Annotated in this window: 16 protein-coding genes; 10 read left to right on the top strand and 6 right to left on the bottom strand. The window is 48.6% G+C overall.

The genetic code is table 11. From position 1 onward, the window contains the following. Positions 1–35: 35 nt before the first annotated feature. Positions 36–1,904, bottom strand: coding sequence for a molecular chaperone HtpG (gene htpG / locus KD909_RS14535; RefSeq protein WP_211781988.1), 1,869 nt, complete (start codon positions 1,902–1,904; stop codon positions 36–38). Positions 1,905–2,206: 302 nt separating this feature from the next. Next, positions 2,207–2,839 carry a TetR/AcrR family transcriptional regulator gene (locus KD909_RS14530; protein WP_249199048.1) on the bottom strand — a complete coding sequence of 211 codons (633 nt, stop codon included), beginning with the start codon at positions 2,837–2,839 and terminating at the stop codon, positions 2,207–2,209. A 118-nt stretch (positions 2,840–2,957) separates the two neighbouring features. Here KD909_RS14530 and KD909_RS14525 point away from each other — a divergent pair, with 118 nt between their 5' ends. The 4 genes from KD909_RS14525 to KD909_RS14510 all read left to right on the top strand — a co-directional run bounded on the left by KD909_RS14525 (position 2,958) and on the right by KD909_RS14510 (position 5,524). Next, positions 2,958–3,707: an SDR family NAD(P)-dependent oxidoreductase gene (locus tag KD909_RS14525; protein ID WP_211781986.1), complete on the top strand. Its 750-nt coding sequence runs from the start codon at positions 2,958–2,960 to the stop codon at positions 3,705–3,707. A gap of 104 nt (positions 3,708–3,811) precedes the next feature. After that, positions 3,812–4,441, top strand: a complete 630-nt coding sequence (locus KD909_RS14520) for an immunity protein Imm33 domain-containing protein (protein ID WP_211781985.1) — start codon at positions 3,812–3,814, stop codon at positions 4,439–4,441. Positions 4,442–4,634: 193 nt separating this feature from the next. After that, positions 4,635–5,054, top strand: coding sequence for a hypothetical protein (locus KD909_RS14515; RefSeq protein WP_211781984.1), 420 nt, complete (start codon positions 4,635–4,637; stop codon positions 5,052–5,054). A gap of 35 nt (positions 5,055–5,089) precedes the next feature. Next, complete coding sequence (locus KD909_RS14510; RefSeq protein WP_211781983.1) at positions 5,090–5,524, top strand: hypothetical protein; 435 nt, start codon at positions 5,090–5,092, stop codon at positions 5,522–5,524. Positions 5,525–5,552: 28 nt separating this feature from the next. Here the strand turns inward: KD909_RS14510 and rluF are convergent, their stop codons facing one another. After that, entirely contained in the window at positions 5,553–6,263 is a 711-nt protein-coding gene (gene rluF / locus KD909_RS14505; protein ID WP_015880301.1) for a 23S rRNA pseudouridine(2604) synthase RluF, read from the bottom strand. A gap of 92 nt (positions 6,264–6,355) precedes the next feature. On the opposite strand from rluF, the gene KD909_RS14500 reads away from it, so the two are divergent. Beyond that, positions 6,356–7,180, top strand: a complete 825-nt coding sequence (locus KD909_RS14500; RefSeq protein ID WP_211781982.1) for a hypothetical protein — start codon at positions 6,356–6,358, stop codon at positions 7,178–7,180. Here KD909_RS14500 and KD909_RS14495 read toward each other — a convergent pair. Together KD909_RS14495 and KD909_RS14490 are read right to left on the bottom strand one after the other, a co-directional pair. After that, positions 7,146–7,796 carry a C39 family peptidase gene (locus KD909_RS14495; RefSeq protein WP_211781981.1) on the bottom strand — a complete coding sequence of 217 codons (651 nt, stop codon included), beginning with the start codon at positions 7,794–7,796 and terminating at the stop codon, positions 7,146–7,148. The genes KD909_RS14500 and KD909_RS14495 overlap by 35 nt on opposite strands. A 73-nt stretch (positions 7,797–7,869) precedes the next feature. After that, positions 7,870–9,243, bottom strand: a complete 1,374-nt coding sequence (locus tag KD909_RS14490; protein ID WP_047795768.1) for a YjiH family protein — start codon at positions 9,241–9,243, stop codon at positions 7,870–7,872. Between the two features lie 261 nt (positions 9,244–9,504). Here KD909_RS14490 and KD909_RS14485 point away from each other — a divergent pair, with 261 nt between their 5' ends. The 5 genes from KD909_RS14485 to KD909_RS14465 all read left to right on the top strand — a co-directional run bounded on the left by KD909_RS14485 (position 9,505) and on the right by KD909_RS14465 (position 15,840). After that, positions 9,505–10,497, top strand: a complete 993-nt coding sequence (locus KD909_RS14485; protein WP_211781980.1) for an LLM class flavin-dependent oxidoreductase — start codon at positions 9,505–9,507, stop codon at positions 10,495–10,497. Between the two features lie 138 nt (positions 10,498–10,635). Then, positions 10,636–13,806 carry an EAL domain-containing protein gene (locus KD909_RS14480; RefSeq protein ID WP_211781979.1) on the top strand — a complete coding sequence of 1,057 codons (3,171 nt, stop codon included), beginning with the start codon at positions 10,636–10,638 and terminating at the stop codon, positions 13,804–13,806. Positions 13,807–13,808: 2 nt separating this feature from the next. Beyond that, a complete protein-coding gene (locus KD909_RS14475; RefSeq protein ID WP_211781978.1) occupies positions 13,809–14,564 on the top strand; it encodes a P-loop NTPase family protein in 756 nt (251 codons plus the stop codon). Next, positions 14,552–15,409: an MBL fold metallo-hydrolase gene (locus KD909_RS14470; RefSeq protein WP_211781977.1), complete on the top strand. Its 858-nt coding sequence runs from the start codon at positions 14,552–14,554 to the stop codon at positions 15,407–15,409. Before KD909_RS14475 ends, KD909_RS14470 begins: the two co-directional genes overlap by 13 nt. Next, the gene (locus KD909_RS14465) at positions 15,406–15,840 is read left to right on the top strand and encodes a GNAT family N-acetyltransferase (protein ID WP_015880309.1); all 435 of its coding nucleotides are present in this window, start codon (positions 15,406–15,408) and stop codon (positions 15,838–15,840) included. The genes KD909_RS14470 and KD909_RS14465 overlap by 4 nt, the downstream gene beginning before the upstream one ends. A 22-nt stretch (positions 15,841–15,862) precedes the next feature. Here the strand turns inward: KD909_RS14465 and guaC are convergent, their stop codons facing one another. After that, positions 15,863–16,846, bottom strand: coding sequence for a GMP reductase (gene guaC / locus KD909_RS14460; protein WP_047795772.1), 984 nt, complete (start codon positions 16,844–16,846; stop codon positions 15,863–15,865). Between the last annotated feature and the right edge of the window lie 34 nt (positions 16,847–16,880).

Here is a 16,880-nt window from a genome sequence, read left to right as displayed (position 1 = left end):
GCGAAAAGACAGAGGGATCTCCTCTGCCTTCACCGTCACTCCGCCATCAACGCACAAACCGCATTCGAATACGCTACCGGATCTTCAATCGGCAACCCTTCAATGAGGAGGGCTTGTTGATACAAGAGGTCTGTATATTGTTTCGCTTTCGCTTCATCTTCCTTATACACACGTTGGAGTGTCTGGAAGATGGCGTGGTCGGCGTTCACTTCGAGTACTTTCTCCGCTTTCATACCGCCGCCGTTTGGCATCGCGTTCAAAATCTTTTCCATCTCGATTGAGACGTCACCCGCAACCGTCAAGCAGACTGGATGTGACTTGAGTCGTGTCGAGGCACGCACTTCTTTGACGCGGTCTCCGAGCTCTTCTTTCATGAAGGCGAACAAGTCTTGGTTGTCTTCGTTGAGTGATTTCGCTTCCGCGTCATCGAGACCGAGGTCACCGCTCGCAATCGATTTGAACTCTTTGTCCTCATATGACTGAAGCATCTTGATAGCAAACTCGTCGATTTCTTCTGTGAAGTAGAGGATTTCGTATCCTTCCTCTTTCAAGCGCTCTGCTTGTGGCAAGAGGTCGATGCGATGAATCGATTCGCCTGTCGCATAGTAGATATACTTCTGATCTTCTTTCATTCGCTCGACGTACTCTTTGAGCGAAACGAGTTTCTTCTCGTGAGAAGAATGGAACAGAATCAAGTCTTTCAGTTCGTCTTTGGCTGCGCCGAACTGGTCGTACACACCGAACTTCAATTGGCGACCGAACGACTCATAGAATTTCTCATAGTCCTCACGCTCATTTTGGAGCATCTTCTCGAGCATCCCTTTGATTTTCGACTTCACGTTTTTGGCGATCACGCGAAGTTGGCGGTCCTGCTGCAACATTTCACGGGAAATGTTGAGGGAGAGGTCTTCTGAGTCGACCATCCCTTTAACGAAGCCGAAGTAGTCCGGCAAGAGGTCGGGTGACTTCTCCATGATCAAGACGCCGTTCGAGTAGAGCTCAAGCCCTTTCTCAAATTCTTTCGTGTAATAGTCGAACGGAACCGTTGACGGGATGTAGAGGATCGATTGATAACGAATCGTCCCGTCGACGTTCAAGTGAAGGTGCTTGAGCGGTTCATCAAAACCGTAGCGCTTCTCATGATAGAAGGCCTTATAATCCTCGTCTTTGAGTTCGCTCTTCCGCTTCCGCCAAATTGGCACCATGCTGTTGACGGTCTCTTCTTCCTTGTAGTCCTCATACTCTTCTGAGTTCTCTTTTTGACGATGTTTCGTCACATCGAGTTTGATTGGGTAACGGATGAAGTCCGAGTGCTTCTTGATGAGCGAGCGAATCTCATACTCTTCAAGGAATGACGAGTACGCATCATCTTCTGTGTCTGCCTTCAAGTGGAGCGTGATTTCTGTACCGATGTCCGCTTTGTCTGTCGGCTCGATCGAATAGCCGTCTGTGCCTTCTGACTCCCATACGTATCCTTGATCACTGTCAATCGAGCGAGTCCGTACCGTCACACGGTCAGCGACCATGAACGCGGAATAGAATCCGACCCCGAATTGTCCGATGAGGCTATGGTCTTCTTCCATCTTCGTTGCCTGTTTCATGGCGAGTGAACCGCTCTTGGCGATGATTCCGAGGTTTGTTTCGAGTTCTTCTTCTGTCATCCCAATCCCTGTATCGCGAATCGTGATCGTCCGTGCTTCTTTGTCGAGTTCAATTTTGATGAAGTAATCGTCTTTGTTGAACTCGATGCTTTCGTCTGAGAGGGCACGATAATACATCTTGTCGATGGCATCACTCGCGTTCGAGATGAGCTCACGCAGGAAGATGTCCTTATGTGTATAAATTGAGTGGACCATCAACTCTAAAATTCGTTTCGATTCCGTTTGAAACTGTTTCTTTGTCATGATCGTTCTCCTTTTAATGTCTATATTTTGGCACTCTCTTATAAAGAGTGCTAACACTATTGATTATCCTAAAAATTAGGAAGATGTCAACCGGATTTGAAGAAAAGATTGACGAGGACGTAGGTTTCGCATATAGTTGAGTACATGCGATGAGCTGGTCTATGTAAGACGGCGGACATTCCCTTGAGGAGCACGTTGTGGAGCGTGGTCCGTCGCGGTAGACTTTCGAGAGCACCTCTAGTGAGAGGTGCTCATTTTTTATGTATACAACTAGCCTCCTTTCAAACGAAGGGAGGCTTTTCTTATGCTCGAATGGATGCGAGCAACATCTTTTTTAATACGTTGATTTGCACAGCCGGTTCGATATCGTCTTCTAAATAACTGATGTGCGACTTCAATAGGATATTGTTGCCGAACGTCCCGAACGTATTGATGATTGTGACGACGGTCACCTTCACATCGATATCTGGTCGGAACGAGCCATCACGCTTTCCGTCTTCAATCAACGGTTCGAGTGTCTGCATGATTCGTCGTTGTACGTCAATGTATGTCTCGATGCCAGGAAGGGGTGTGGCGACGAACGATGCATAGCTCTCGAACGCCTCACGAAAACGGGCGTGGTTCGTCCGTTCCAACTGCATCTCGAAAAAGTGGTTCAAGATGGCCTCAAGCCGCTCATATGCGTTGCCTTCCTCATGCATGAATTGTTCAAATCTCTCGAGTGTCGGTTGTAGATTCTTGACGGCTGCCGCAACGATTAATTGATCTTTCTTCGGGAAGTAGCGAAACAGTGTCGCCACCCCAATCCCTGCCGCGTCCGCGATGTCCTGCATCTGAACCTTCTCAAAGCCATTCTCTATAAATAAGCGTTCTGCCTCTTGGATAATCAGTTGAATTCGTTCCTCTTTGTTTTGTTGTCGTTTACTCAATTCCATCACCTCATTGTCTTGTCCTTAGTATATCGTCTTCAAGCAGTTTCGTTGAGATTAATGTCACATCCAATTATGATTATGATAGTTATACTATCATAATTTAATGAATGGAGCTGGGACAATGCGTTTACAGGGGAAAGTAGCGGTCATCACAGGGGCAGGAAGCGGTATGGGAGAGTCGACGGCACGCCTATTCGCCAAAGAAGGGGCGACGGTCGTCGCAACAGATATCAATGAACAAGGGGTAGGGAGCGTGGTCGATTCGATTCGGGCGCAAGGTGGGGAAGCCATCGCGGTGAAGCATGACGTGACCTCACGTTCAAGCTGGGAAGACGTGTTTGCAGAAGTCGAAGCGACGTGTGGCAAATTAGATATTCTCGTCAATAACGCTGGAATCGCACTTGCGAAACCGTTCTTGGAACAGACAGAAGAGGACTGGGCGCGCACGTATCGCATCAACATCGATGGGGTCATGTTAGGGACACAGTATGCGATTCCGCTCATGACAGAGAATGGCGGAGGATCGATCGTCAACATTTCCTCCATCTCAGCACTGACCGGTATGGCAGGTGCTGGGGCATACACGGCCTCAAAAGGTGCGGTCCGTTCTCTCACGAAAGCAGCGGCCGTCGATTACGGGAAGCAAAATATTCGGGTCAACTCGGTGCATCCTGGGTATATCGTGACACCGATGAGTGCGCCGCATATGGAACATCCGGACTATAAGCAGCACTTCTTGAATCAAATCGCTTTGCCGAATCTCGGACAAGCGGATGAGGTGGCGGCAGCCGTCCTATTCCTCGCGTCAGACGAAGCGAACCATATTAGCGGGATCGAACTTCCGGTAGACGGTGGCGTGACGGCGAAATAACACCATGTGGATTTAGTTCTTCTGAACTGAATCCTTTTTTGTATTCTTGAGTCGTAACTGTCTATACTAACTAGGAGGTAGTTTCGTTATTTAGGAGGGATTAGATGAACTGGTATTTAGATGATGCACATGCATTGCATCGAGCAGCTCCTTATACGTTTTATATACCGAGCACAGCGGTCTTGAGCCGATTAAAAGTCGATGACTATGTGAAATTGATTTTTGCGACTGATGTTGCTGAGCCTGATGGGTATCGGGGAGAACGGATGTGGGTCCGAATCACATCGGTCAACGGTAATCAGTTTGAAGGTGTGCTCGATAATGAGCCGTATCGTTTACCAATCACGTTAGGTACCGTCCTTTCGTTCGGGATGGAGCATATTTGTCAGACCGAACTTGAAGATCCAGCTGAGGATGAGTGGGATTATTATATGGATACGCTTGTGACGGTCAGTGCGGATGTGTTAGAACGTGAAGAATTTCATTTTATGTTGCGAGATGAGCCACATGAGAAAGGGGATTCAGGTTGGTCCTTTTTGAGCGGATATGAAGATGATGCTTACTTAAATGATGCAGATCATTTTCACATCGTGTCAATCGGTGTCATCTTGAATATCGATGACTCTATTCTAACGTTAGTTAAACAGCCACCACTTTGTGTGTATGAACGTAACGAGGATGGGACGTTTCAGGAAATTGAAGATTTCGACTGGGATGGGTATTTGAATGGCTAACAAAAACTGTAACTTAGGAATGGAAATCTAATTTTAGATGGGTAAGAGTATGGATGGATAAAACGGAGTTGTTTTAGCAAGTCCAACTTCAACTTCGGTCTTCTACCTGTACCAGTAAATAGTTCATTTGTTTAGATGAGGGAAGTCTTGAGGACCTTTATCAGAAATTGAATCAATTCAATGAAGCGTGGGGATGAGGATGGTAGAACAGTTCGAAATGATTCGAATATGGGAAGACGATTTCGCAATCGAAGTGATGATGACACTAAAAGGAAAGTGGTGCGAGGTTACCGTGAACGAGTATGTCACAGCATCCGATATCAACGCCTTTATCTCTTCGTTACGAGCGTTCAATGAACGGAATGGGAAGTCTCCGGAGATGTGGATACTCAACCTTCCACTCGTCCGTCTCTCCTTGACGTTCGCGCTTGCGAATGCAAGAGGGGTTGTTCAAGTCAGCGCCGCAATCGAGCAAAGTAAAGGTGATGGCGGAGACATGAGCGCAACCTTCTCGTTTGAGACGACAATGGGACAGATGGATGATTTGCAGCGACAACTGTCGGCATTCTTGGTACGCGAAACCAATTCGGTCGAATCGCTTCGCCCAGAGTAAGTGGTCAGATTAAAACGAAAAGGCGGGTACGAAAAGTGAAAACTCAATTCGAGATGGAACGGATTTGGATGGATGAGACTGAGCTGTTTTATCAGGTTAGGCTACAGCTCCATGCATCCGTCTGTTCGAGCAATCAAGATGTATATATACAGGACGAGACATTGCAAGAACTGATTGACTCAATCGATGGATTCAATAACATATGGGGAAAGAATCCCGTGACTTGGGAGTTGTTGGACCCGGATGCGGATGACCAAAAAATCAGCCTCATGTTCACACTGATTGATCGGACAGGCACGATTCAAGTCGACGTCTTCATCCATGACGAGTGGCAACACGATTCGTTTGATCACTTCCATGCGACCTTCAAGTTCAGAACGACAATGGGACAGCTTGACGACTTGAACGCTCAACTTAAACGTTTCATTCGCCGTGAGACCGATTATGTCGCATCACTTCGATCAGAATAAAGCAGCCTGAGACGACTCAGGCTGCTTTTTAGTACCATTCTTTCGGTTCGTAATTCAATTCGCGGAACAGCTGCTCACGCTCTTTCTTCGAAAGATCGCGCCATTGTCCAGGCGGCAGTTTCCCGAGCGTGATGTTCATGACACGAACACGTTGGAGGCGGAATACTTCGTATCCGAGCGCCTCACACATCCGACGGATTTGGCGGTTGAGTCCTTGCGTGAGGGTAATGTTGAAATCGAACTTTGAAAGCGGACGGACTTTACACGGTAGCGTCTTCTGTCCGAGGATTTTGACGCCGGCTTCCATCTGCTCGACGAACTCTGGTGTGATTGGCTTATCAACCGAGACGATGTATTCTTTCTCATGCTCGCCTTCGGCACGAAGAATTTCGTTGACGATATCGCCGTCGTTCGTCATGAGGATGAGACCTTCCGAGTCTTTATCGAGACGACCGATGTTGAAGATGCGGAGCGGGTGGTTGACCATGTCGACCAAGTTTCCTTTTACTTTCTTCTCTGTCGTACTTGTGATCCCGACCGGCTTATGGACGGCGATGTAGACGTTGTTTCGGGCGACCCGAGCGACCGAACCGTTGACGAGGACTTCATCCCCCGGTTTGACCTGGTCGCCGATTTTTGCTTTCTTCCCGTTGATGGTGACGCGTCCCTCTTCGACGAGACGGTCGGCTTGGCGACGGGACGCCTTGCCTGATTCACTGATGAATTTATTGATGCGCATGTATACACGTCCTTTGTTTGGCTTCGTCCTCTCACTATAACGCATTTTATAAACTCTCGAAAGCGGGAAACGAACGGGAGAGGAGGGATGACATGGAGGCAGTACGACTGTTACAAGACGCGATCCGATTTCAGCAGGCATTGTGCGATACACCGTTCGGGAAAGAATTGATTCCGGAGGCGTCGCCTGTCCTTTGGTACGGTCGACCTAGTCCGAATCAATGGCTGACTATCGGGACGAATCCGTCTCGCGGCGAGTTTTTACATCGTGACGGGACACCGAGAACGGGGCAACACCAAAAGTTCTATTGGCGGGAAACGCTCTCGTTTGAAGATTACCTCGGAAATGAAGAGGCGCTGCAACAAACGCTCGAACGGGCATCGGTCTATTTCGAGTCGGGTCGCGCGACGACGAGCTGGTTTGGGAAACCGGGTGGCGCCAAACTCGAGGCGCTCCTCAACGGGATGGGGCGTTCGTTCTATGATCATCCGGCCGCTGTCATCCACGTCGATTTTTTCAAGTTTGCGACATATGAACAGATGGGGAAGATGAGGACGGGGCACCACTGGATGGAACATCCGACCTCAATCGAACTGTTGGAGCGGACGATTGCGTACATCAAACCGATCCGTATCATCGTGCTCGGACGGGATAACTGTCGTGCCTTGAACGGTTTTTCAACAATCGGAAGACTGTCTGCATATCCCGCCGTCACCTATGAAATCGGACGCCATGATTCGGGTATCCCGATGATCGGCCTCCATATGAAGCCTTCAGAAGTGTTCGTTGGGCTCGGGAATGGCCGTGATTCAAACGGGCTACATTACGGGTCATATGCGAAGCGCGAGCACCTTTTAAAAATCGGAGAAGCGATTGACACGATTATGGACGAGTGGCTGGCGGATGGATGCGTGTGATGCTTCCCCAAAAGTTGAATTCGTTGAAGTCGATATAGCGCACGTCCTTCGAACGATTATCGAGCACGGCTAACAAGATGACGTCCGGGAACCCCCGTTTTTCAAACTGCAAGTAGCCGACTCCCGTGACGGAATGATTTTTATAAAAGCCGTTCGCCATATTCAACACAAACGGGCGTCCTGCTTTCAGCTCACGCTCAAACGTCGACCATTTCCAAAGATAGCGGGAACTGCCTCGACCGTCGTACCCGTATCGCTTCCACAGTTTCGTGATGATGGTGGCGATTTGTGTCGGCGGTGTCCCTTTCTCGTCTTTGAAATGGTGCCTGAAGGCGATCTCGCGCACATCTTCTTGGATCTGTGTCACATCATCTGGGATGTTCGCATACCCATGATCTCGATAGAAACGGAAGATGGCGGTGATCGACGTCAACGTACAGTTGTTCTTGCCGTTCTCGAACTGACGTTGGAGCAAGACGGGCACGCCTTCAATCTGTACAGAACGCTTTAATGTCCAGCGTCCGTGATAACGATCGTTCACATAAGCTTCCGGGTCGATGATCCCGGCATAGCCGTTGTTCGCAACCTCGAGTTGTCCTGCAAATGGGTGCTCCATCTCGGTCTCCCTCCTTTTCTTTTAGTATACAAAGGACACCCCATCTCATAAAAGAGAAAGGGCGTCGTTTTCGTTAAAACACAAGATGTGCGATGCCGACGATGATCGGAAGGGTGATGAAGGTACGTAACAAGAAAATCAAGACGAGGTCGAGGAATGAGATCGGTAGTTTTGAACCGAGCAACAAGCCCCCGACTTCTGACATATAGATGAGCTGGGTAACCGACAATGTAGCGATGACAAACCGTGTCAACTCACTCTCGATGCCGCTTCCGAGAACGGCCGGCAAGAACATGTCGGCGAAACCGACGACCATCGTTTGAGCGGCTTCCGATGCCTCAGGCACTTGAAGGAGCATCAAAATCGGTTCGAACGGCTTTCCGAGGATAGTGAAGAACGGCGTATATTCTGCGATGACGACCGCAATCGTCCCGACTGCCATGACGACAGGGAGGACGCCGATCCACATATCGAGCACGTTCTTGAAGCCGTCTTTGAGCGTCTCTAGGAAACTTTTACTTGAACGTGACTTTTGTAACGCCTGAATTAACGCCCATTTACCGAGTGACACGTTCGCTGGTACTTCTTCTTCCGGTTTGAGCTCGGTCTTCTCATAAGCCGTATCTGCCTTTTTAGACAACGGATAAATTCGTGGCATGATGAGAGCGGCGACTAGTCCGGATAAGACGATGGCTCCGTAGTAAGGCAAGAAGTATTGGTCGAGTTCGACATACTGTAAGACGACGATGGTGAAGGTGATGGAGACGACGGAGAATGTCGTCGCAATGATTGACGCTTCCCGTTTCGTGTAATAGCCTTCCTCGTACTGTTTTGTCGTCAGTAGAATTCCGATCGTCGCATCCCCGACCCATGAGGCGAGCGAGTCAAGTGAGGCGCGCCCTGGCAAGCGGAAGAGCGGACGCATGATCTTCATCAAGAACGTCCCGACGAACTCGAGAAGTCCAAAGTTCAATAAGAGCGGTAACAACATACCGGCAAAGAAGAATGTCGCAAATAAGATTGGAATCAAATCAAAGAGCAATAAGCCCCCTGTAAATTCTGACGTGATCATCTCTGGTCCGAGTGTGAGTAGCGTCATGACCCCGGCGATGAAACCGATCACGCGCATGACGAACCAAAACGGTGTCACGCTAAACAGTGCGTTGATGGATGGTCGCTCCATCATAAAAGCAGGACGTGCCGTAAAGAGTAATAATGAGCCGACAATCGAAATCCCCATCATGATGACGGCGAGTGTCGGGACGAAATCCCCAATCCAGTCAATCAGCAGATTGGATAAGAAGGCGACGGGAATCGTGAAGCCTTCCTCTGATGAGATTGGTACGATGAAAAACATGATCCCGATGAGTGATGGAATCAAGAACTTAAAGAAGTCTCGACTCGAAAAAGAAGGTTTCTTTCCGTCTGGTGTTGATGAACCATTCATGATGCATTCCCCATTTCCCCGAAGTGATTGTGCTGTCTATGTATCCCCATTACACATCCAGCCGCTATTGAAACGTATTTCTTTCTTAGTATAGAAAATATGACCAGGTGCTATCAACAACATGCGGAAATTTTCTGAAAAATACAAGGTTAAACACTAGGCAAAACACTCGTATTCCATCAAACCATTTAGTATGATGACGGCGAGTCCAACAAATTCAAGATATTTAGAAACTTCATTATAGAGATAGGAGAATGCATGATGAGATTGAGTGTGTTAGACCAGGCGCCGGTCACGTCGGGTCATACAGGAGAACATGCGCTGAACAGCGCGGTCGAGCTCGCACAAGTCGCAGAAGAGTTAGGATATTACCGTATGTGGATGGCGGAGCATCATGGTGGCATGTCGTTCGCCAGCTCGGCTCCAGAGGTCATCACGGCTTATCTGGCAGCGAAGACGAACAAGATTCGTCTCGGGTCCGGCGGCATCATGATGATGCACTACTCGCCACTCAAGATGGCAGAGGTATTCAAGACGCTCAGCGCGCTCGCTCCAGGACGGATCGACTTTGGTGTCGGACGTGCGCCAGGCGGTGATGCGAACGCGATCTATGCGATGTCACAAGGGCAGAAACCGATGATGGATGGACTTTACGAAAAACTCGATACGACGCTTCAATTGATTAAAGATGAGGCACCGGAGGAAAGATGGTATAAAAATACACCGGCTGCTCCGACTGGTGTCAGCCTTCCAGAAGCCTGGTTACTCGGTTCGAGTGGGAACAGCGCCGTGCAGGCCGGACGGATGGGGCTCGGCTATTCGTTTGCCCAGTTCTTTAACGGACAATTGAGTGTCGATACGCTCGACACATACCGTCACCATTTCACGCCGTCTGATTTCATGGAGAAACCGGACATCAGCGTCACGTATTTGGTCACGACGGCAGAGACGGAAGAAGAGGCCGAATATTTGGCCCGACCTTCTGATCTGTCGCGTCTCTTCTTGATGCGTGGTCAATTGAGACAATTACTCAGTCCGGAAGCGGCTCACGACTATCCGCTCACGGAGGTCGATAAAATCCACATCGCCAACAACCGAGCTATCCACCTCGTAGGGACGCCGAAACAAATCGCGGAACAGTTACGGGATGAGTCGGAACGTTACGGTTTCGATGAGGCGATGATTTGTAGCATCCAGCATAAGCAGGAAGATCGCCTGAACGTCTATCGTCTCTTGGCGAATGAATTGCTTTAACCTGAAGAGCACCTTCTCAAGTATGAGAGGGTGTTTTTTTATAAGAGAAAAACGTTTCCCCATTTTTTCAAAGGTTTTCTCCATAGTTTGAGCGAAACCAACTACACTATAAGAAAAAGGAACGGGTGGAGGGATACGATGCAACGGATGAAAGGCGACCCATATTATCTATTCGAGCTGTTCACACGCTTGTATCGAATGGTATTTCTAATGGAAGTGACAGAAGCAGGCTATCGTTACGTAAATGTGAGCGAACAGGGGAAGGTGGCCTCTTCGCTTCCAAGTGATGTAGAAGGGCGGTATTTACATGAGATGTATCGCTCGGAAGTGGTCGAGGAATTGATTGAACATTATGATGCGGTCGTTGAGACAGGGGAGCCGGTCTACTTCATGTCGCAAATGAACATCGACTCCAATACGGCCCGATTCGCTTCTTCTATGCTTGTACCGATTGAAGATGAGGATGGACTCGTTCGTTATGTACTCGGTTTGACAACTGATTTATCCGAGGAGGCGGAGATCAAGTTGTTAAAGAGTATCGAGCATATGGACTATTTGACCGGTATGCCAAATCTGATGAAAGTCAAATTGGAGCTCGACCAGTTGTTCGAGCAACATGACACCGAAGAGACGAGCGTCATGCGCCTTCACATCAACCGTTTCAAGATGATGATGTCGCTTCAAGGTGTGGAGCGCTCGAATCAGTTGATTAAAGACATCACACGTCAATTGGCGAATACGCTTCCGAAAGGTTCAATTATCGGTCGAGTAGACGGTGAAGACTTTATCGCGGTGTTACCTCATACTCCAATCCGGTTGGCATACATGTACGCCGAGCATTTGCTTGACGTGATTGCAGATCATTCGTATCAAGTGGCGGAGGCCGAATTCCCGTTATCGAGTTGTATCGGGATTGGTGCCGGTACAGCGGATGCCGACCGTGTCATCATGAACGCCTCCACGGCTCTGTTGGAAGCGCGTCAGACGGGAAATCAAACGATTCGTTTATATGAACACGATGAGTACGTGCAGCGTTACATCGATGAGATGATGATCGAAACGGAACTGGTCAAAGCGTTGAAGCTAGATGAGTTATACATGGTGTATCAACCGAAAGTGTCGATGGACGGGGCGATTCATTTTGAGGCACTCATTCGCTGGGAGAGTCCTGTTCTCGGATTCATTTCACCTGAAACGTTCATTCGTGTGGCTGAACAGTCACTCTTGATCGAAGACGTGACACGATTCGTCATGAATCGGGTATGTCAGGATGTGTCGTCACAACCTGAGCAGTTTGAAGGGCGCCGCGTGGCTGTGAATGTCTCACCGAATTTATTTCATGAACACCATATGAATGAACTGATTGCGATCATTGCATCGTACGGTCTTGTGCCGGAACAATTTGAGTTTGAGGTGACCGAGCACACGTTGATGCATGAACCGGTCGCGGCGATCAAAACGGTCGAATCGCTCAAACAACAAGGATTTCGACTGTTGATTGATGACTTTGGGGTCAGTTATTCCTCGTTGAATTATTTGAAGTTGTTCGAGATTGATGGAATCAAGATCGACCGGTCGTTCGTCGCGCAACTTGATCAGGAGAGCGGCATGAAAGAGTATGAAATCGTCAAACTGATTGTCTCGTTGGCTAAAAAACTAGAGTTAGAGGTGACGGCTGAAGGTGTGGAGACGGAAGAACAGTATCGGATCTTACGTCAGCTCGGCTGCGATGAGATTCAAGGGTATTTCTTCAGTCGTCCGATGCCGCTCGCGGAGTTAGAAGAGGCCCTCGGAATCTTGCATTCCCATCAGATGATGTTATCGAAGATTGAGCAGCCTGCGCAGTTGTTGCATCCTTCTCTAGATGAGCGTGAATTGCAACGACTCAAAGCGATATTACGATTGGAAATTTTAAATACGCCACAAGAGGAACGATTTGACCGGATCTCCCGATTGGTCGCACAAACCTTTCAGATGCCAATCGCATTCATTTCCATCATGACGACAGACCAACAGTGGTTCAAATCGTGTGTCGGTATCGAGCTCGAATCCGCTCACCTCAAACGGGAATGGACGTTATGTAATCGGGTTGTCACATCAGAGTCTCCGCTGGTGATTGAAGATGTTGCGGCAGCAGCGATTGAAAGTGACAGTCCTTGGATTGACCGAATCGGATTTTATGCAGGTGTACCGTTGCGGACGAAGCAAGGTCACGTCATCGGCACACTTTGCGTAGTGGATGGGCAGGCGAGAACGTTCCCAGAAGAAAACCTGAAGGCGCTCGAATCGTTTACGCATTGGGTCATGACAGAAATCGAGCACACGGAAGTCTCGAGAAGACAAATCACTCGACAACAATCAATCGAAGCATTGTATGAAGCGACGGCATTGCGTGTACCGTTCCAAGATCAATTGGCCCGGGTACAAGAAATTTTATTGGAATGGGTCGGTTACTCCCACGCGGTCATCTTCTCGATCGAACCATCGCATCGTCTTCTAGTAGAGAATGGGGTCTCTCGTCTGACTTGGGGGGAAGAAGAACTGCATTCCCTACATCAACTGACAACGGTCGGCGCGCAAACGCTTCAGGAAGGTGATCTGATTGTAGACGGTATTGAATTCACGAGACTAGTCAGTTTTCCTTTGACGCATGCGCATCAAGTGTTTGGCTGGGTCGTTCTTCTCTCGGAGCAAGGCAACTTGAATGATCATCTCGACGAGGAAACGTTGCAAGAGTTGACTGGGACGGTACGATTGCTTGCACGATGGATGGAGAACGGAATTCGAAAGGAACGGAAACAACGCGAGATGATTCGAATCGCAAAACAAGATCAACTGACAAAACTGTATAATCGTCATACGCTCACGACCGATTTATACAAAAAGATGCACCGGACGCCAGCGATTACAGTGACACTGGTCAATCTAGACGATTTTAAAAGAATCAACGATCAGTACGGGCACATGATAGGGGATGAAGTGTTAATTGAAATCGCACAACGATTAAATGAATTCGTCCAGCGTGTTGGTGGTCAAGTGTACCGTTTTTCAGACGATGAATTCATGTTGGTACAAACGGGTCCACTGAGTGGGATTGAACAGCTCAATGAAGTTATTTCCCAGGGAATAGACGCGTCGAATGGTGAAGTCATTCATCTTACAGCAAGTGTTGGCGTCACCCTGGTCCAGTCGATCGACACCGTCGATTCGATTCTTCAACAAGCAGATGCAGCGATGTATATTGCAAAGAACAATGGAGGGGACCAGTGGTTCCAATATGGTGGATACTCAGATGACAAGGGGATTTAAGTATGGGGAAATTATGGTTGATTGAAGGATTACCGGGAAGCGGGAAATCTACGTTTGCCGAGAGGCTACAAGATAAACAAAATGGTAAGTTCTATTCGGAAGTGGATGCGTCACACCCCGTGGATATGCATGATGTCTATTGGGTCGAGGAGAAACCATCAACTGGTCGTATTCTTGATGAAATCGAGGAGGGATGGCTCGTCTGTTATGATGATGGTGAAGAACGTGCCGGAACGGACGTCTACGAGTTGCCTTTCGCCCTTCACACACGAATCATGTGCGAACGCTGGCGGCGGTATGTTCAAAAGGTAGAGCGGGAAGAACAAGACGTCATCTTTGAATGTGCGTTGCTCCAAAATCCTTTCACGATTGGAATGGTTTCTCAAGACGTTCCGTTAGCGGATATGGAAGCATACGTTCAAGAAGTCGCGGACATCCTAAAACCGATTGATCCGATGGTCGTTTATTTGGCGTTGAATGACGTCGCACGCATTTTTCCAATCGTATATGATGAACGACCAATGGAATGGCAAGTCGGCTTTGTCGAGTATTATACGAGCGGTGCCTATGGCGTGAACCATAGTCGTGAGGGGGTAGTCGGGACGATTGAGATTTTAGTGGAACGTCAGCGTCGTGAACTCGAACTACTTGAACGACTCCCGCTTCGCCACGTTCAGATTCAAAACGATGAGAGGCGTTCATTCGAAGAATTAACGAATATATTGGAAGAGGAGTCTGTTCGTTCATGCAAACTTTGATCAAACATTCGGATCGTTTTTGGTATATGACACCGGTCGACCGCACAGACCGACCGATTCTCGGTGCCGTTGTCGGCGATACGCATACGCTACTTATCGACGCGGGCAATTCCGTGTCGCACGCTTCATTCTTTTTAGAACAGCTAGAGAAACAAGGCCTCCGCGCGCCTTCAATGGTTGCGTTGACTCATTGGCATTGGGATCATATCTTTGGTTTACCTGCACTCGAAGGAAAGGTGTCCATTGCGAGTGAGGCGACAAAACGAGGAATGGAGAAACTCGTTCCGTATGCTTGGGATGATGTCTCGCTTGATGAGCGGGTGGCGCAAGGGATTGAAATCGAGTTTTGTGCACAGGCGATCCGAGAAGAGTATGGAGATACGCGCGATATCGAAATCGTGTTGCCCACGCTGACGTTTCAAGAGTCGCTGACGCTCGACCTCGGTGGTGTTCACGTCGTGTTACGACATGTCGGAGGAGACCACGCGAAAGATGCGGTTGTCCTGTATGTTGTAGAAGAGCGGGTATTATTTTTAGGAGACGCGTTATACGCAGACATCTATTCTCCGACATGGCGAATGACTCCGGAAGAAACCCTTCGGTTGTTGAATGTATTGGAATCGTTTGATGCCCAACAGATTGTCTGGTCACACGGTGAGATGGTGAGTCGTGAAGCGTTCGCGGAAGATTGTCTTGCATTAAGACGAATTGCCACCATTTCGTGTGATTTCCCAGGAAATATCGATGGAATCACGCAGTCATATGCTTCACTCGTCAATCGTGAAGTCAATGAAGAAGAGGAAGAATTGATTTCGTTTTTTGTGAATGGGACGGTGGGAAGATGACACATACTATCACGCGAATTTATGAGGAAGACGAGACGTTCCAACAGTTTTTGACCACTCAATTACGTGAGTACAACAACGTTCGTTCGATTCACCATCGTGACATTCGTGAGGCGCACATACCGGCCATTCAGTTGAAAGTGGAGCAAGAAGGACGGGTGATCGCCGGCTTGTATGGGAGCGTATATTGGGGGTGGTTCGATTTGGATCGCCTTTGGGTCGATGCAGACTTTCATGGTCAGGGCATCGGTAGCCAATTGCTTCAAGAAGGGGAGGCGTTAGCGAAGTCGCTCGGTGCGACGCGTGTGAAGCTGACGACGTTCTCGTTTCAAGCCAAACCGTTTTATGAGCGATTCGGCTACACAGTCGCAGGTATGCTACCGGACTACCCACCGGGATCGGATTACTACATGATGATGAAGGAACTATAAAAGGCGACACGAGGTCGCCTTTTTAATATACTTTATCCCCATTGAAGATTGAGTTTTTTACCATGACGTAGTCTACGGTGCGCAATGCCTCGAGACTGTCACCACCCGCGTAAGAAATCGCCGATTGGAGATCTTGCTCCATCTCGGTCAATGTATCTTGCAATGCCCCTTTGTGTTCGACAAACATCTTTTTCCCCTCGACGTTCTTTCGCTCTCCTTTTTGGAACTCAGAAGCTGAACCGAAATACTCTTTCAGTTGTTTCCCGTCTTGCTCGAACGTTTCCCCCGGTGATTCATCGTGTCCGGCGAACAATGAACCGATCATGACCATCGAAGCGCCGAAGCGAATCGATTTTGCGATGTCCCCGTGTGTACGGATGCCCCCATCCGCGATAATCGGCTTCGTCGCTGCTTTGGCACACCAGCGAAGTGCAGCCAATTGCCAGCCCCCGGTACCAAAACCTGTCTTGATTTTCGTGATACACACTTTACCCGGACCGATTCCGACCTTCGTCGCATCCGCTCCGGCATGCTCTAATTCGCGAACGGCCTCTGGTGTCCCGACGTTCCCCGCGATGACGAATGATCCAGGAAGATGGTGTTTGATATGCTGAATCATGCGGATGACCGCATTCGAGTGTCCATGTGCGATATCGATTGTAATAAATTCTGGCGTATGACCGGTCGATTTGAGCATTTCGATAAACCCATACTCTTCATCTTTCACGCCGACACTGATGGACGCATACAAACCACGCTCATGCATGTCTTGGATAAACGCCAGGCGCGTCTCTGGATTGAAGCGATGCATGATGTAAAAATACCCGTTCTTGGCCAGCATCAATGCGACCTTTTCATCGATAATCGTCTGCATGTTAGCCGGGACGACCGGTAAACGGAATGTGAAGCCCCCGAGCTCGACGGTCGGATCGCATTCCGAACGACTGTCGACAATACATTTTGCAGGAATTAATTGAATATCTTCATAATCAAATACTTTATCCATATATCGCACCCCTATTCACGAACATTAGCGTATT

Origin of the sequence: Exiguobacterium sp. PFWT01, from assembly GCF_018255795.1 — a bacterium.
In the GTDB taxonomy this organism is placed as follows: domain Bacteria; phylum Bacillota; class Bacilli; order Exiguobacteriales; family Exiguobacteriaceae; genus Exiguobacterium.
Note: the sequence above shows the minus strand (reverse complement) of the source record. Positions and strands in the feature narration are given on the sequence as shown.

Excerpts from the sequence above, each read along its gene's own strand:
- KD909_RS14470 (WP_211781977.1), top strand. The coding sequence starts at position 14,552 with ATGCAAACTTTGATCAAACATTCGGATCGTTTTTGGTATATGACACCG.
- htpG (WP_211781988.1), bottom strand. The coding sequence starts at position 1,904 with ATGACAAAGAAACAGTTTCAAACGGAATCGAAACGAATTTTAGAGTTG.
- KD909_RS14485 (WP_211781980.1), top strand. The coding sequence starts at position 9,505 with ATGAGATTGAGTGTGTTAGACCAGGCGCCGGTCACGTCGGGTCATACA.
- KD909_RS14500 (WP_211781982.1), top strand. The coding sequence starts at position 6,356 with ATGGAGGCAGTACGACTGTTACAAGACGCGATCCGATTTCAGCAGGCA.
- KD909_RS14515 (WP_211781984.1), top strand. The coding sequence starts at position 4,635 with ATGAGGATGGTAGAACAGTTCGAAATGATTCGAATATGGGAAGACGAT.
- rluF (WP_015880301.1), bottom strand. The coding sequence starts at position 6,263 with ATGCGCATCAATAAATTCATCAGTGAATCAGGCAAGGCGTCCCGTCGC.
- KD909_RS14525 (WP_211781986.1), top strand. The coding sequence starts at position 2,958 with ATGCGTTTACAGGGGAAAGTAGCGGTCATCACAGGGGCAGGAAGCGGT.
- KD909_RS14520 (WP_211781985.1), top strand. The coding sequence starts at position 3,812 with ATGAACTGGTATTTAGATGATGCACATGCATTGCATCGAGCAGCTCCT.
- KD909_RS14480 (WP_211781979.1), top strand. The coding sequence starts at position 10,636 with ATGCAACGGATGAAAGGCGACCCATATTATCTATTCGAGCTGTTCACA.
- KD909_RS14475 (WP_211781978.1), top strand. The coding sequence starts at position 13,809 with ATGGGGAAATTATGGTTGATTGAAGGATTACCGGGAAGCGGGAAATCT.
- KD909_RS14465 (WP_015880309.1), top strand. The coding sequence starts at position 15,406 with ATGACACATACTATCACGCGAATTTATGAGGAAGACGAGACGTTCCAA.
- guaC (WP_047795772.1), bottom strand. The coding sequence starts at position 16,846 with ATGGATAAAGTATTTGATTATGAAGATATTCAATTAATTCCTGCAAAA.
- KD909_RS14530 (WP_249199048.1), bottom strand. The coding sequence starts at position 2,839 with ATGGAATTGAGTAAACGACAACAAAACAAAGAGGAACGAATTCAACTG.
- KD909_RS14490 (WP_047795768.1), bottom strand. The coding sequence starts at position 9,243 with ATGAATGGTTCATCAACACCAGACGGAAAGAAACCTTCTTTTTCGAGT.
- KD909_RS14495 (WP_211781981.1), bottom strand. The coding sequence starts at position 7,796 with ATGGAGCACCCATTTGCAGGACAACTCGAGGTTGCGAACAACGGCTAT.